This is a genomic window from Bacillus sp. DNRA2, assembly GCF_012843265.1.
Classification (GTDB): Bacteria; Bacillota; Bacilli; order Bacillales; family Cytobacillaceae; genus Bacillus_BU.
This window is the reverse complement of the sequence record NZ_JABAIT010000001.1, coordinates 379484-395548: the sequence shown is the minus strand read 5'-3', so window position 1 is coordinate 395548 and position 16065 is coordinate 379484. Positions and strand designations below refer to the sequence as shown.

General features: G+C 40.5%; 17 protein-coding genes. 3 read left to right on the top strand and 14 right to left on the bottom strand.

Annotated elements, in window-relative coordinates:
* Positions 1 to 26: 26 nt before the first annotated feature.
* Both HHO41_RS01845 and HHO41_RS01840 read right to left on the bottom strand, forming a co-directional pair.
* Positions 27 to 794: a TIGR01457 family HAD-type hydrolase gene (locus tag HHO41_RS01845; RefSeq protein ID WP_169095102.1), complete on the bottom strand. Its 768-nt coding sequence runs from the start codon at positions 792 to 794 to the stop codon at positions 27 to 29.
* Positions 795 to 1088: 294 nt separating this feature from the next.
* Positions 1089 to 1526 (bottom strand): DUF86 domain-containing protein, encoded by a 438-nt coding sequence (locus tag HHO41_RS01840; protein WP_169095101.1) that lies wholly within the window; start codon positions 1524 to 1526, stop codon positions 1089 to 1091.
* 116 nt (positions 1527 to 1642) lie between these two features.
* On the opposite strand from HHO41_RS01840, the gene HHO41_RS01835 reads away from it, so the two are divergent.
* The gene (locus HHO41_RS01835) at positions 1643 to 1909 is read left to right on the top strand and encodes a DUF3055 domain-containing protein (protein ID WP_169095100.1); all 267 of its coding nucleotides are present in this window, start codon (positions 1643 to 1645) and stop codon (positions 1907 to 1909) included.
* 56 nt (positions 1910 to 1965) lie between these two features.
* On the opposite strand, the gene HHO41_RS01830 is transcribed toward HHO41_RS01835, so the two are convergent.
* The gene (locus HHO41_RS01830; protein ID WP_169095099.1) at positions 1966 to 2241 is read right to left on the bottom strand and encodes a YutD family protein; all 276 of its coding nucleotides are present in this window, start codon (positions 2239 to 2241) and stop codon (positions 1966 to 1968) included.
* Between the two features lie 136 nt (positions 2242 to 2377).
* Here HHO41_RS01830 and HHO41_RS01825 point away from each other — a divergent pair, with 136 nt between their 5' ends.
* Positions 2378 to 2974 (top strand): YhcN/YlaJ family sporulation lipoprotein, encoded by a 597-nt coding sequence (locus HHO41_RS01825; RefSeq protein ID WP_169095098.1) that lies wholly within the window; start codon positions 2378 to 2380, stop codon positions 2972 to 2974.
* A gap of 69 nt (positions 2975 to 3043) precedes the next feature.
* Here the strand turns inward: HHO41_RS01825 and lipA are convergent, their stop codons facing one another.
* Positions 3044 to 3973, bottom strand: coding sequence for a lipoyl synthase (gene lipA, locus HHO41_RS01820; protein ID WP_169095097.1), 930 nt, complete (start codon positions 3971 to 3973; stop codon positions 3044 to 3046).
* A gap of 236 nt (positions 3974 to 4209) precedes the next feature.
* Here lipA and HHO41_RS01815 point away from each other — a divergent pair, with 236 nt between their 5' ends.
* A complete protein-coding gene (locus HHO41_RS01815; protein WP_169095255.1) occupies positions 4210 to 5136 on the top strand; it encodes a M23 family metallopeptidase in 927 nt (308 codons plus the stop codon).
* A 159-nt stretch (positions 5137 to 5295) separates the two neighbouring features.
* On the opposite strand, the gene yunB is transcribed toward HHO41_RS01815, so the two are convergent.
* The 10 genes from yunB to HHO41_RS01765 all read right to left on the bottom strand — a co-directional run bounded on the left by yunB (position 5296) and on the right by HHO41_RS01765 (position 16060).
* Complete coding sequence (yunB, locus tag HHO41_RS01810; protein WP_169095096.1) at positions 5296 to 6045, bottom strand: sporulation protein YunB; 750 nt, start codon at positions 6043 to 6045, stop codon at positions 5296 to 5298.
* A 104-nt stretch (positions 6046 to 6149) separates the two neighbouring features.
* On the bottom strand, positions 6150 to 6452 hold the full coding sequence (locus HHO41_RS01805; RefSeq protein ID WP_169095095.1) for a YunC family protein: 303 nt from the start codon (positions 6450 to 6452) through the stop codon (positions 6150 to 6152).
* A gap of 65 nt (positions 6453 to 6517) precedes the next feature.
* A complete protein-coding gene (locus tag HHO41_RS01800; RefSeq protein ID WP_169095094.1) occupies positions 6518 to 7888 on the bottom strand; it encodes a 5'-nucleotidase C-terminal domain-containing protein in 1371 nt (456 codons plus the stop codon).
* A 371-nt stretch (positions 7889 to 8259) separates the two neighbouring features.
* A complete protein-coding gene (locus HHO41_RS01795) occupies positions 8260 to 9099 on the bottom strand; it encodes a DUF72 domain-containing protein (RefSeq protein WP_169095093.1) in 840 nt (279 codons plus the stop codon).
* Between the two features lie 320 nt (positions 9100 to 9419).
* Positions 9420 to 10817 (bottom strand): Fe-S cluster assembly protein SufB, encoded by a 1398-nt coding sequence (gene sufB, locus HHO41_RS01790; RefSeq protein WP_169095092.1) that lies wholly within the window; start codon positions 10815 to 10817, stop codon positions 9420 to 9422.
* Between the two features lie 144 nt (positions 10818 to 10961).
* Positions 10962 to 11405: a Fe-S cluster assembly sulfur transfer protein SufU gene (gene sufU / locus HHO41_RS01785; protein WP_169095091.1), complete on the bottom strand. Its 444-nt coding sequence runs from the start codon at positions 11403 to 11405 to the stop codon at positions 10962 to 10964.
* Positions 11395 to 12624: a cysteine desulfurase gene (locus tag HHO41_RS01780; RefSeq protein WP_169095090.1), complete on the bottom strand. Its 1230-nt coding sequence runs from the start codon at positions 12622 to 12624 to the stop codon at positions 11395 to 11397. Before HHO41_RS01780 ends, sufU begins: the two co-directional genes overlap by 11 nt.
* The gene (gene sufD / locus HHO41_RS01775) at positions 12624 to 13934 is read right to left on the bottom strand and encodes a Fe-S cluster assembly protein SufD (protein WP_169095089.1); all 1311 of its coding nucleotides are present in this window, start codon (positions 13932 to 13934) and stop codon (positions 12624 to 12626) included. The genes HHO41_RS01780 and sufD overlap by 1 nt, the downstream gene beginning before the upstream one ends.
* 17 nt (positions 13935 to 13951) lie before the next feature.
* Positions 13952 to 14737, bottom strand: coding sequence for a Fe-S cluster assembly ATPase SufC (sufC, locus tag HHO41_RS01770; RefSeq protein WP_169095088.1), 786 nt, complete (start codon positions 14735 to 14737; stop codon positions 13952 to 13954).
* A gap of 486 nt (positions 14738 to 15223) precedes the next feature.
* A complete protein-coding gene (locus HHO41_RS01765; RefSeq protein ID WP_169095087.1) occupies positions 15224 to 16060 on the bottom strand; it encodes a MetQ/NlpA family ABC transporter substrate-binding protein in 837 nt (278 codons plus the stop codon).
* Positions 16061 to 16065 lie beyond the last annotated feature (5 nt).

Genomic DNA, 16065 nt, shown 5'->3' with positions numbered 1-16065 from the left:
AGGTCAGACTTAGGTCTGACCTCATCTTATATATCCACCCATTCTGCCAACGAATCAACTACATAGGTTGGTTGGGCGGTGTAACCTTTTAAGTGCTCCTTCGTTGTCACGCCTGTATGGACGAGCAATGTATCTAGCCCCGCATTCATGCCAGCCATAATATCCGTATTGTAATTATCACCGACCATTAATGTCTCTTCCTTGCTTGTCCCCAACACCTTTAACGCCTGCTCCATAATTATCGACTCCGGCTTACCGATAAAGATTGGCTTCGTTTCCGTAGAAACGGAAATGACCGACGTCAAAGCCCCGTTTCCAGGCATGAGGCCTCTCTCCGTTGGCAAAGCGATATCGCCATTAGTTGAAATAAACGTTGCCCCGTTGCGAACGGCTAAACAGGCGATAGCAAGCTTTTCATAATTAATGTCGCGGTCAATTCCGATTACAACATAATCAGCATCTTCCTGTGCATACTGGAAACCCTTCTTCTCCAATTGATCATGTAAGCCTTCTTCACCAATCACAAATACTGATGCGGTAGGTTTTTGCTCGTATATATAATTGGCTGTTGCTTGGCTGGTAGTAAAAACCTGATCACTCGAGACCGGAATATCGAATGCAGCTAATTTATCAGCAACCTGCTCGGGTGTCCGTGATGAGTTATTTGTTACAAATAAGTAAGGTAGCCCGTTTTCATGCAGTTTTTTTACAAACTCAACTGCCTCGATGATTCGTTCAGTTCCTCGATACATTGTTCCATCTAAATCGATTAAGTAACCACGATATTTACTCAATGTTCTCACTCCTTGTTGTCGCTGTATTCTGTATTACCAAGGTTCTGTATGCAACTCCGCCCAAGACAACTAATGCTCCCAATAAAGGAAGCATCAGAAGGGTATTTTTTGCTGTGTTAAACGTGTCTGTTGATTTCCGTTACAGGCGCTTCGCTTTCCGCGGGGCGGGCGGTGAGCCTCCTTGGCGCTTTAGCGCCTGCGGGGTCTCACCTGTCCCGCTGCTCCCGCAGGAGTCTTCGCGCCTTCCACTCCAATCAACTCTTTGCAAAATAATTCATTCTGCATTAACAAAATCTATTTTCTAAAAGCCGATACAGGCCCAAGTTCGTTTTGCAAATAGCTGCGTACTAAAGGTGCAAATTCTTTTAACAGCCCAAGATTTTCAGTAAAATCTTTTTGAAGCTGCTCATGGTTAATTTCTGTATAGTGTTGCACAAGAATCTTGCGGTATGGAATCACATTTTTCAAAGCTTGGCTAACTTCGCCAGTCACTACCTTTTCATCGGTTAAAATATCAATGATATCTTCGTAACTGCCAGGGTCACGCATGATAAAGCCATCGATAATATCGTTCCCAACATCAAGAATTGCTTCAATCATGATGTGAGGGATTCTTTCTAGTGCTGATTTTTCGATTGCTGTTGTCCAAGCGGTGGTTTGTTCGAACAATTCGATTTGCTTTTCTAAATAAGTTAAAATGATTTCGATTTTATCTCTGTCGACAAAGTACATTGAACATCTTCCTTTCATGTCCGTTTGGAATCAATATTTTTTAATTTTTAGTAAAATTTTGATAAGATAAGCATATGTATGAAAAAATTCTGTTTGTATTTTCTTAGGAGGTCAATATGACTAATCGTTATTTTTTATATGATGAAAAAGAAGACACTAAAACCCGCTTCGTCAGCTTTGTCGGGGAAACGCAAAGGTTTGACCTAGCGATTACCCAATCTAGCCGCTTCTACGGCAAACAATTGGTGCTTAATCTACAAGGAAGCCGTTTTGCCATTATTGGCCCGGATGACCTCGATGAAGAAGGTTATCTTGAATACGCCTTCAAGCTTTCTGAAGAAGAGGCTGCTGAATTAAGAAGCTTCCTTCAAGAGACTCTTTAGACTATTTTGATGAATCAAAAAATAACGCGGTCAGATTAAGTATATCTGACCTATTGTTATTTTTTAACTTTTTTCATGACAAAATACGCACATCCAAAATTACAGTATTCATAAAGGTATTCAGTTAATGTGCTAATTTTCGTATCAAAAGATGCTTTTTGATTTTGATCATCAAAAAATCCTTTCAAACGCAGTTGGCCATAGCCCCAATCCCCCACAATATAGTCGTATTTATTTAAAATATCGCTATATCTAGCTCGAAATGCTTCCTCATTAAAACCGTTGCGCTCGTCCTCGATTACTTCATAACAAACGTTATTAATGCAAACCATTGTATATCCACCTCTCTTTCAAAGGAATGTTTATCCCTTACAAAACAGCCTTATTTAAATTATAACTGATTCCCCATCAATTACTAAGTGAAATTAGCAGTTTCTTGGTCATTCTAATCATGAGGAGGTGGATAGAATGATAAAAAACCTAATTGTTGCTGGTTTCTGCACAATTTTTATACTTAGCGGCTGTGCTAAAAATGATTCGAATTTAGGTGCACAGGATCCATATAAAGAAGATGGAAATACCATCAATGTCAATAATCAACGCGCTGAATTATACAATGAAGGAAAGAAACATGATAAAAGCGAGGATTTTGGCTATGTTAGGCATCAGCGAAATCCGGTTATGGGTACTAATTCAGCCAGCGACCATTATGCGGCAATTGACCGTGAACAGCTCGCCAAAATCATCAGTCAGTTGAGCACGGATATCCCAAATGTCAATGATGTATCGACCCTCGTAACCGATGGAGAAGTGATCGTTGTCTATAAAACAGATACAAAGGATCGTAACTTAACGGCTGACCAAGTAAAAAGAACAGCTGCCTCTGCTGTGCCAAGCTGGTTTAGAATCTATGTGACGGATAATACACATCTAAGGCAAGATGTTGAAAATTTTGCCACTCTTGATTCCGACACAAAGAATATTAATTCGTTAATGAGCAATTTAATCAACCGAGTGAAAGAATCTCCGCAAGGAACTTCAACTAGTAAGCAAATGACAGAATAACCATTATTTGGTGATGGAAGAGGCAGTAAAAGAGTTCAGCGTAAAAAAATGGCTGAACTCTTTTACATATTAAGCTTCTTTAACATCGTTTGTATGCTCATCTTTGCTAAGTAAACGCGATTCCTTTGCAGTAGCATTGACCTGCTCATCCGCATGATAGGAAGAGCGAACTAATGGACCTGCTTCACAGTGACTAAACCCTTTTTGCAGAGCAACTTCCTTCAGCTCAGCAAACTCAGCAGGAGTATAATATTTCTCCACCGCTAAATGCTGTTTTGATGGCTGAAGATATTGACCAATTGTTAAAATATCTACGTGATTCGCGCGTAAATCGTCCATTGTCTCATAAATTTCAGCAACCGTTTCTCCAATCCCAATCATAATACTTGATTTGGTTGGAATGCTAGGCTGCAGCTTCTTGGCTTGCTTTAACAGTTCTAATGACCTTTTGTAGGTGGCTTTAGAGCGCACTCTCGGGGTTAATCGTCGAACTGTTTCGATATTATGATTGAGAATATCTGGTTTTGCTTCCATGATTTTTGCGATATTTTCCTTCATTCCTCCCATATCTGAAGGCAGGACTTCAATCGTCGTAAACGGGTTCTTGCGGCGAATCGCTCGGATTGTTTCCGCAAATACGCAAGCTCCTCCATCGTTAAGATCATCTCGTGCCACAGCCGTTACAACAACATGCTTTAAATTCATCAGCTGAACTGAATCAGCTACGCGCTCTGGTTCTTGCAAGTCTAATTCGGTAGGTACGCCTGTTTTAACAGCGCAAAAGCGGCAAGCCCTTGTGCAAATATCTCCAAGTATCATAAAGGTTGCCGTCCTTCTTTCGGCCCAGCATTCGTGAATATTGGGACATTTCGCTTCTTCACATACGGTATGTAGACTCTTTTGTCTCATCATTTGTTTCAAACCAATATAATTTTCGTTGGTATTTAGCTTTATTTTTAACCATTCTGGTTTACGTTTGATTTCACCTTTGTTGCGCATGTTTTCACACCTTTCATGATGCTTTCAATTGTCACTTTATCACATTGGAAAAAGTAGAACAAGCTTCCCCCTCCCTCGATTACCATTTATTGATATAAATGATTTTTTCTCCATATTCACAAAATAGATATGTCAACTATTAAGAAAAGAATTATGGAGAAAGGAGGATTCTAGTGCGGCTCAGTCTCATATTGCTTTTGCTCATTACCTGTTTAATTTTTCCGGATAGTGCTACTATGGCAGCCAATCAGCCAACTCCTGACCTTAACGCAGAGAGAATGGAATTATATAAAAAAGTTGAAGCAGCCACCAATATTCCATGGTATTATCTAGCGGCGATTGATCAGTATGAACGAAATGTTCGTTTGGCGCGCAAGGATATTCCAAAGGCAGAAGGTGCAATTGGCATCTACTTTAAGCCAGAGGTTTGGGCCGGGGTATTAAATCCCGATCACAATGACGAGAACCCCCAATCGATATTATATTTTGATGGTATCGGCGTGGATGGTGACGGTGATGGTAAGGCAAATCGATTAGATGATGAGGATGTTCTGTTTGCCTTCGCTAATTACTTATTGTCATATGGTATCGATCATGAAAACTTAAAAATCGGCTTATGGGAATACTATAATCGTGATAAAACTGTCGGAATTATTATCGGCAAAGCACAGCTTTATCGTCACTTTAACCGTCTTGCTCTAGACGACCATTCATTCCCGTTGCCGCTGCGTGCCAATTATAGCTATCGTAGCACTTGGGGCGATGCTCGTGGTTGGGGCGGACGAAGAATTCATGAAGGAACTGACATTTTTGCCGGCTACGGAGTTCCTGTCCGAGCAACCTCTTTCGGAATAATTGAAATGAAGGGCTGGAACAAATACGGGGGCTGGCGAATCGGTATCCGTGATATTAACAACAACTATCATTATTTTGCCCATTTAAGCGGCTTTGCGAAGGATTTAAATGTCGGCCAAATTGTCGAGCCGGGAACAGTCATTGGTGGTGTTGGAAGCTCGGGATATGGACCGCCTGGAACATCAGGTAAATTCCCTCCTCATCTTCATTATGGTATGTATAAGGATAACGGTTATACGGAATGGTCCTACGACCCCTACCCCCATTTGCGACTCTGGGAACGCCAAGAGCGTCAACGTTCGCGATAAAAAGAAAAGCAGAAGGCGCCTGCTTATCGGCGACAAGCACAAGGCGAGCCGGCTGGAAGGTTGCTTTTTACCTTCTGGACGGATTGACTTGTGACCTCGAGCCGATGGCGCCTGGAGCTAGACACAGGACTCCTTTGATGATGGAGTCCTGTTCTGTTCTTATTTTTTTCCTGGCAATGACAGTGCTGGCGACGAGCTTCCACCGTTATTATAGTATTGCGGTACATTCCCTTTCATAATAAACATTCCAACTGGAACTTCTTCGGATATGGTGGTGACATTGGTGGCAAATGGAATAATGATTTGGACATTAACAGTCAAAGCGACATAAACTTGGATGTAGGCGTTGTTAATACCGAAATCTTTAATGCTCGTTTTAACATCAGACCTAACATCGCCGATTGCGGTAAACCTAACCGGTATTTTCGGACCGAGGTTTCCTAGTAAGGCATTATTCGTAGCTTGACCGAGTGGGACGTAATAAACAATTCCATCAACACCTTTATCAGTCTTCTCAAATTCTACATCCGTTAATAATTCAAGCTCTGATAAATTTCCACTTTCAGCTACCTTTAGGTTTTTTTGAATGAGGTGGGTCGTTTCAGCCTTCACACGATTGACAATCTCCGCATTAAGTTTCGTCATTCCCTCTTGGTCAGGAACAGGTTCGATGATATTTTCTATATCCATTTCATTAGCAATTTTCTTATTAATGGCATTACTGATAACAAGAGAGGCGATTTTCCGAGTTTGCGATTCGGCATAACTAATTAATGTAGGCTTTAGCCCTGCATTGACAAGCCATAACCCCATCGCAGTTGAAAAAGTAAAAAAAACAAGCGTAAGCAAAAAGACGTATCGCAAAGGGAGTGGACCTCTGCGTAGGAGCCGTGTGCGATATTTACGCAAAATAAATCCCTCCTTACAAGCTATATTTATGCAAGCAAGGAGGGTTGTAGCGCAAAAATTATGATTTTATATGAATTTCCTAGGCTTGGGCTTTTCTGCAACAATTAAACCATTTTTAACATGGCATCGCGACCGATCATACCTTCTGTGATACCTAAATTTTTTGCCTCATGTGTAACGGATTCGAGCGGGGCATCAAGTAATTGTTCAATTGTTTTCACGCCAACTGCACGTCCTGCAATAATCTTTCTGTCAACCAATCTATCATTTAGTAAACCAACGTCTAATGCACCGCACATAATATATCCTTTATCACTGGAAACTACCAGCAAAGTTGTTTTGGGAAGTTTTACTGAAACGCCAAGAAAGGTATGTCCCTGTATTTCTATTGGTAATAATTCAATCATGTTAACACACTCCTTCCTGCCATATTGTATGTACAAATGACTTGGAGAGTGTCTTATTTTTTACATCAAACTGATTTCAGCTTCCATTCTAGTAGGTCTCGCATGAATTCTGGTAAGAAATAATGCTTTGATTTAGAGCGGAAAATAGCCGGGAAAAAGCGGCCAAAGGTAAACATATCAGGAATGGCAACTTTGTATTGCTTATGATGATTAATTTTTTCACCATTAATAAAAATCTCAATCGTTTCCTGATTGTCCTTAAATGTAATCCCACTATAAATAAACTTCCCCATCACAACGCCACGGAACCCTAAGCCTCGCACTTGAAGATGCGGCCATTGTTCATCTTTTGTCTGGAGCAGCACTTCCTTCAGTTCATCTCCTTCAAGCAGGACAGTTGCCGGATTAATCGGATGTGGACAAATATCCAACAAATCAAAGCGAGTAACAGTCCCCTTATTTAAGCCATCAAGGAGGAGACCCGCGTTTAAGAAGGCACAATCAGCCTCACACCATTCTCTGAGGGCATCACACAACAGAGTTGATAACGGTGAGTTGTTAAAGGCATCCGCAGTGATTTCTTGGTGCAGTTCAATTACTTCATCCTGGAGCAGTTGTTTACCCTCATCGAAATATTCCGTGACAAGATTTTCTTCTGACCTTACCGGCGCCAACTCGTTCGTATCATAAAGAACGGCCTTCCGCTTTTGAATCATATGGTTTTCTAACTCGAGGATGACATGTCCGACAAACTGACCATACTTTCCTGCTGCACATACGAGGCTGTTATTTATCTCTCTTCCTTCATGAAGAACATGATGAGTGTGTGCCCCCAATATAACATCTATTTCTGGGAAGTCCCTTGCGATTGCCTCATCCTCATTAATTCCCATATGTGATAGTAAAATCAAAATATCGGTTTGACGCTTCAGTTCTTCGACCTGCTTTCGTAATTCAACGAAAGGGTCGGTGATTTTCCAGCCTAATAATCTGTAAAGATGCTCATAAAACACGGTAATGCCAATCAGGCCGATACGGGTACCCTCATTTGTGGTGATAATTTTACTGGCTTCAGCCCAGCTTGGTCGACTGCCATCCTCGTAAAATAAATTGGCCACAATGACGGGGAATTTCGCTTCTTTATACATTGTGTCCAATGCTTCAAATGGAAAGGTTATTCCCTCGTTATTGCCAATCGTAATCGCTGTATATTGGGTTTCATTTAACAAATCGACATTCCCTCTACCCATTGTTCCGTCTGAATATGGATGAAATCGATCAACATGATCTCCAATATCAAGGAGGAGAACGCTGTCTCCCGCTTCGGTGTGCCATTTTTTTCGATCGGTTAGTAATGTATGAATTCGAGGCCAATGCTCAAAATGGCTATGTAAATCATTTGTATGATAAATATGGACGACTTCCAAAATAATCATTCCTTTATGTTAACTTTTAGGCTTTTGGTAGCCTCTATGAGACATTTCTGTGTTTTCTGGGATGGGTTTTGTTGCATAAGGTGGTTCTATGATACACTTCTGGTCTTTATTGCGTGTGTTTTGTTGCATAGACCGGTGCTATGATACACTTTGATGGTTTTCGAGCTTTGTTTTGTTTCATAAGAGCCTTCTATGCTACATTTCCGGTCTTTCTGGCGTGTGTTTTGTTGCATAGACCGGTGCTATGATACACTTTGTTGGTTTTCGAGCTTTGTTTTGTTTCATAAGCTTTTTCTATGATACATTTCCGTGTTCTCTTAGCATCGTTTTGTCACATACAACACACTAATTTACTCCATCCTGAAATCCTTTTAAAATAAATCCAACTGGCGTGGAGCCAGGTCATCGTACTCCAGTGATAAGAGGTCAATTATTTCCTTGGCATTGTCAGCAGCGTCTCCACCGGAATTATTGTTAAACACTGCATAAACATGTTTAGATTGCTTTTGTAGTTCCTTTAAATTCTCTACCCATTCAGCTAATTCCTGCTGATTATAGCGATAAAGATAGCGCACCTCGCGCCAATCCTGTCCTTTCTGCTTATTCCAACCGTGAACATTCCGTCCATGAAAGCGCACCAACACATCCTCGTTGTTTAGGGAATCCAGAACAGTCGGAATGGACCCGCTTCCTGCCTGTGGCTCATCACAAATACTGTGGATCCAGCCCTCTTTTTTCATAAACCTTAGCGTTTTCTCGGTCATACTCGGTGTGAACCAGGATTGATGACGAAATTCTAACGCACATGGGATTTCACCCATTTGTTCCTTGCACCACCGTAAATAGGTAACATTTTCACGCTTACAGTCAAACCATGGTGGAAATTGAAATAAGACCATGGCTAATTTATGTTGATATGGTTCTAGAGACGCAATAAATGCGGAAAACATATCTGATTTATTTTCAAACGGAATCGGGCCGCGCATATGGCCGGTCATCCCCTGATAAGCTTTAACGATAAATTTGAAAGAATCTGGTGTATCATTATACCATTTTGTTACATTTTGAAGTGGTTGAATCGCATAAAAGGAGGCATCGACCTCAACGGTGGGAAAATACCCTGCATACTCGCGCAGCTTGTCACGTGCGGGCAAATTCGCAGAATATAGACTATCATGGTCGCCCCAACCCGTTAATCCGATTGTAATCATTCTATGCACCTCCCATAGCAACATGATAGCATACCAGGTTGTGGGGAAAACAGTAATAAGGGCTTCTGAGTGGTGAAGGTTTTTGGGATTTTTTAGTAGATCCGGAGATTTATTTACCGATTTTCAGATTTATTTGCCATTTTCGCGATTTATTTGCCAAAATCCAGATTTATTTGCCATTTTCGAGATTTATTTGCCAAAATCCAGATTTATTTGCCATTTTCAAAATTTACTTACCAAAATCCAGATTTATTTGCCAAAACCAAAAAAATCCGCTCACCCTCCCAGGCAAGCGGACCTATAATATCATCAAACTTATATTACCCGATTGAACCTTCCATCTCGAATTTAATCAAGCGATTCATCTCAACGGCATATTCCATTGGAAGCTCCTTAGTGAATGGCTCGATGAAGCCCATTACGATCATTTCAGTTGCTTCTTGCTGGGAAATACCGCGGCTCATCAGATAGAATAATTGCTCTTCTGAAACCTTGGAAACTTTAGCTTCGTGCTCAAGTGAGATGTTATCATTTAAGATTTCATTGTATGGAATGGTATCAGATGTTGATTGATTGTCCATAATCAATGTGTCACACTCGATGTTTGCACGTGCGCCATCAGCTTTGCGACCGAAGTGAACGATACCACGGTATGTTACTTTACCGCCATGCTTCGAAATCGATTTCGAAACGATGGTTGAAGAAGTATTTGGTGCTAAGTGAATCATTTTCGCACCAGCGTCTTGGTGTTGACCTTTTCCTGCAATGGCAATGGAAAGAGTCATTCCGCGTGCGCCTTCTCCTTTTAAAATAACAGCAGGGTATTTCATCGTTAATTTAGAGCCGATGTTTCCATCAATCCATTCCATTGTTGCATTTGCTTCACAAACAGAACGCTTTGTAACTAGGTTAAAGACGTTGTTTGCCCAGTTTTGGATGGTTGTATAACGGCAGTAAGCGCCTTTTTTGATGATAATTTCTACAACAGCACTGTGCAATGAGTTCGTTGTATAAACTGGAGCTGTACAGCCCTCTACATAGTGAACATGTGCGCCTTCATCAACGATTATAAGCGTACGCTCGAATTGACCCATGTTTTCAGAGTTAATTCGGAAATATGCCTGTAATGGTGTGTCTACCTTTATGCCAGGTGGAACGTAAATGAATGAACCACCAGACCAAACTGCAGAGTTTAATGCTGCAAATTTGTTATCAGTTGGTGGGATAACCTTTGCCCAGTGCTCACGGAAAATATCTTCATTTTCACGAAGCGCTGAATCTGTATCTTTAAATACGATTCCAAGAGCTTCAAGGTCTTCCTTCATATTGTGGTAAACAACCTCTGATTCGTACTGAGCGGATACACCGGCTAAGTACTTCTGCTCTGCTTCTGGTATACCAAGCTTATCGAATGTTTGCTTGATTTCTTCAGGTACTTCATCCCATGATTTTTCAGAACGCTCAGATGGTTTTACGTAGTAAGTGATTTCATCAAAGTTTAATGAAGCCAGGTCACCGCCCCATTGCGGCATTGGCATATTATAAAAATGCTCTAGCGATTTTAAGCGGAAGTCAAGCATCCACTGAGGTTCGCCTTTCATTTTAGAAATTTCCTCAACAATTTCACGGGTTAAACCGCGCTTTGATCGGAAAATCGAAACGTCTTTATCGGCGAAGCCATATTTATAATCACCGATCTCAGGCATTTGTTTAGCCATGTCGAATTCCTCCATTTCTAATTGCAGTCACCCTTTAAAGTGAATCATGCTCTATTTGCTCGGCTATTTTGATTGTTGATTTCCGCTCCAGGCTCACGCCTTATGCTCCAATCAACTCAGTTCGTTCATATTCAAATGAATTTATTATTCTTCTTTGTTATCGTCTTCTAAGCCTTTTTCCATTGCTTTCCAAGCAAGAGTTGCGCATTTGATGCGGGCTGGGAATTTACACACTCCCTTTAATGCTTCAATATCGCCAAGGTCCAGATTTTCATCGTATTCTTTTCCTTGCATGATATTGGAGAATGCATGAGAAATCTCGATTGCATCGTTAATCGTTTTCCCCTTAATTGCTTGCGTCATCATGGATGCTGATGACATTGAAATGGAACAGCCTTCTCCCTCGAACTTCGCATCGACAACGATACCGTTCTCTACCTTCATCGTTAAGCGAATGCGGTCACCACAGGTTGGATTGTTCATATTAACCGTTAAACTGCCATCCTCTAAAACCCCTTTGTTACGTGGGTTTTTGTAATGATCCATGATTACCTGACGATAAAGGGTATCTAAATTATTAAAAGACATCGCTAAAATACTCCTTTGTTTTCACAAGCCCTGTCACGAGCTTGTCAATTTCCTCTTCCGTATTATATAAGTAGAAGCTTGCGCGAGCAGTTGCAGATGCCTTTAACCATTTCATTAAAGGTTGAGCACAATGATGTCCTGCCCGAACGGCAATTCCTTCTGCGTCAAGAACAGTGGCGACATCATGTGGATGAACATCATCTAAATTAAAGGTGATGACTCCAGCACGTTGAGATAAATCCTTTGGACCATAAATGGTGATGCCGTCAATTGTTGACATTTTTTCCATCGCATATGCTGTTAGTTTATGTTCATGCTCAAGTATTTGTTCTAAGCCAACTTCTTGGAGAAAGTCGATTGCTGCACCTAAGCCGATTGCTCCGGCGATGATTGGTGTACCACCTTCAAATTTCCAAGGAAGTTCCTTCCAAGTCGAATCATAGAGATCAACAAAATCGATCATTTCGCCGCCAAACTCAACGGGCTCCATTTTATCAAGCAATTCCTTCTTGCCATACAAGACGCCGATACCAGTAGGACCGCACATTTTATGACCAGAGAACGCAAGAAAATCGCAATCCAAATCTTGAACATCGACCTTCATATGCGGAATGCTTTGCGCACCATCCACGACCATAATCGCCCCATTTTCATGGGCAATTTTCGCAATTTCTTTAATCGGATTAATCGTACCAAGTACGTTTGAAACTTGCATGACTGAAACAATTTTCGTCTTAGGCGTTATCGTTGCCCGAACATCTTCTAACGAAAGAGTTCCATCCTCCTGTAGCGGAAAATATTTCAATGTTGCACCCGTTTGCTTGGCTACTTGTTGCCAAGGAATGATATTGCTGTGGTGCTCCATTAACGTGATACAAATTTCATCGCCTTCTTTAAGATTAGCACCGCCGTAACTGCGTGCTACTGTGTTTAATGAAGTCGTTGTGCCACGAGTGAAAACAATTTCCTGCATTGATTTTGCATTGATAAACTTGCGAACCTTCTCACGGGCACCTTCATACCCATCAGTTGCTCTTGTTCCTAAGGTGTGGACGCCACGATGAACATTGGAGTTATATTCACGATAATATCGGTTAATTTCCTCAATTACTTGAACAGGCTTTTGTGAAGTAGCCGCGCTGTCAAGGTATACTAGCGGACTGCCATTTACATCCTGGTGTAAAATCGGAAACAATTTTCTGATCTCTTGAGTGTTCATTATTTTACTTTCCTTTCAATCACTTCAACGAGCTGCTTCTTAACTCCTTCAATTGGTAATTCGTTCACAACAGGTGCTAAGAAACCGTGAATGATTAGGCGTTCTGCCTCTTTTTTCGGAATTCCGCGGCTCATGATGTAATACAATTGAACAGGATCAACACGGCCTACAGATGCAGCGTGTCCTGCCATTACATCGTCTTCATCGATTAACAGGATTGGGTTCGCATCGCCACGCGCTTTATCGCTCAACATCAAGACGCGAGATTCTTGCTCAGCGTTTGATTTAGAGGCACCATGCTCGATTTTACCAATACCGTTAAAGATAGAAGTGGCACTATCCTTCATTACACCATGCTTTAAAATGTGACCAGTACTATTCTTACCATGATGAACAATACTGGTTGTGAAGTTTTGAGTTTGCTCACCGCGTCCTACGACAACAGTCTTAGAATCACCAGTTGAGCCGTCTCCAATTAGGTTCGTTGTATTTTCAGAAATAGTATTACCATCGTTCATTAAACCTAATGCCCACTCAATCCGTGCATCCTTGCCAGCCACACCACGACGATTTACGTAAGTCGTTACACCAGCTGCAAGCGTATCCACCGCACCGTACTGCACAGTCGCATTACCGTTTGCAATGACTTCAGTTACTAAGTTGAAAATGCCTTGAGCCTCAGCAACCGTTGAAATGTAGTTTTCTACATAAGTTACTGAGCTATTTTCTTCTGCAACAACTAGGACATGGTTGAAAAGGTTCGTTTCCGCATCATCATGCAGAAATACTGCTTGAATTGGCTGAGCCACTTCAACATTTTTTGGTACGTATAAGAATACGCCACCGTTAAGATATGCTGCATGAACAGCTGTTAAGCGGTGCTCATCGACACGCACGCCATTTTTCATTAAATAGCGTTGCAACAGGTCACCATGCTCACGTGCAGCAGTAAAGATATCTGTAAAAATAACGCCAGCATCCTGTAATTCCTTAGAAATTGAAATGTAAGCAGGACGATTGTTGCGTTGAATATATAGGTTATTTGTTGTTGAATCTACTTCGATTAGCGCCTTTGCTTCTTCAGGTAAATCATTTAATGAAGCAAAGTCATCACTTTTCACAATGTGCTTTGAAAAATCGGTAAAGTTCCACTTATCGATTTTTGTTTTATCAGGTCTTGGCATTGCCAAGTTTGCTGCTTGGCTCAATGCTTGTAAACGAAACTCTGTTAACCAAGCTGGTTCACTCATTTCATTTGAAAAGGAGCGAATGTAGTCCTGGTCAAATGGTAATTTGATTTCAGTTGTCATGTTCATCCCCCCAACGCTTACGCTTCTTGCTCAACTGTTTCGTCTTCAATTCCTAGCTCTTGCTTGATCCAGTCGTATCCTTCTGCTTCTAAGCGTTGTGCTAATTCAGCCCCACCAGATTTAACGACACGGCCTTGCATCATCACGTGAACGTAGTCAGGAGTGATATAGTTCAATAGACGTTGATAGTGAGTAATCACTAAACAGCCAAAATCTTCGCCACGCATTTCGTTAATACCTTTAGATACAACCTTTAACGCGTCGATATCCAACCCTGAGTCGATCTCATCTAGAATCGCAATTTTCGGTTGAATCATCATTAATTGAAGAATCTCGTTACGCTTTTTCTCCCCGCCTGAGAAGCCTTCATTTAAATAACGCTGTGCCATGTTTGGATCCATTTCAAGAAAATCCATCTTCTTATCCATATCACGGATAAATTTCATTAGTGTAATTTCGTTACCTTCTTCACGGCGAGCATTTACTGCAGAACGTAAAAAGTCGGCATTTGTTACACCGTTAATCTCACTTGGATATTGCATAGCGAGAAAAAGACCAGCGCGAGCACGCTCATCAACTTCCATTTCCAAAACGTTTTGACCGTCTAATTCGATTGTTCCTTGAGTTACTTCGTATTTTGGGTGTCCCATGATTGCAGATGATAAAGTGGATTTACCAGTACCGTTTGGACCCATGATAGCGTGGAATTCTCCACCTTTTATTTCTAAATTTACACCCTTCAAAATCTCTTTCCCATCGATAGAAACATGAAGATCTTTAATTGTTAAAGTTGATCCTGCCATTAATAAATACCTCCATAACTGTATATCCTTCAGCAAAAGTAGCTGGATATTATTCATTCTCAATTTATTCTCATTACAATCTTATAACAAATGAAATCTGTTAGCAACATTTAAAGATTAATAAACCCTTCCTTTATAAAGAACAAAGCAAATATACATTCCGATAATATTGAATATTTTTTCCTTATTACCTCTTTTCATGTATTTAGTCTTTATTCTCAGGAAAACTTTTCTTAAATTTATAACAAGAAAAAAGCTGACCCTATTGAATCTAGTCAAGCTGGGCGTTCCACTATAATTATAAAAAACTTCGGCTAAGTTTCCTTGTTTTAAATCAAGTTTAGATAATTTTATGTTGCCTAGACCACTTAAATTTCCATTTCTAATTATACTATTCTTTTCAAACAAAACAATACAGGCACCGTCACGATGCCTGCATGTTTATAAATAAAGGAAGTAATTGGGGTTATTCCTTATTCACTTAAATTATTTAACTGATAATACTGCACCTTCATATTTGTCTTGAATGAATTTTTGAATTTCTTCAGACTTTAACACTTCAACCAATGTTTTTAACTCTTTATTATTTTTATCAGCTGAATTAACAACAACAAGGTTAGCTGGAACTACATCTTTGTCCTCTTGGCCAATCAACGTGTTTTTAATATCGATATCGCCTTCAAGTGCATAGTTTAAGTTGATGACAACTGCATCGCCTTCACCAGCTTCAAATGAAGAAGCTAATAGCTTCGCTTCAATTAATGTTGAGAAATCAAGTTTCTTTGGATTTTCGATAATATCTTCGACGCGGGCATTCGCACCTACGCCTTCTTTAAGCTTAATTAAGCCTGCTTTTTCAAAAATCGGTAAAATACGGCCATGGTCACTTAATGAATTACTCATAATAATTTTCGCGCCTGTTGGAAGTTCTTTTAAGCTTTTGTACTTTTTAGAATAGATACCGATTGGCTCTTGGTGAATTTCACCAATGCTGACAAAATCGAAATCAGGATTATCTTCTAATTGAAGGTCTAAGTAACCTGGTGTTTGGAAGTAGTTTGCATCTAATTCTTTATCGTGTAAAGCAACGTTTGGCAAAATATAGTCTTGGAATACTTGAATTTCAAGGTTAATTCCTTTTTCCTTTAACAATGGCTTAGCTGCTTCAAGAACCTCAGCGTGAGGAACAGCTGATGCACCCACAACGATCGTTTTATCGCCATCCTTTGTTTCCTTTTCTGTTGACTTTTCGTCTGCACCGCCGCAAGCTGTAAGGGCTAATGCTAAAATCGCAATAGTGATAAAGCTTAATAATTTTTTCATTTCTT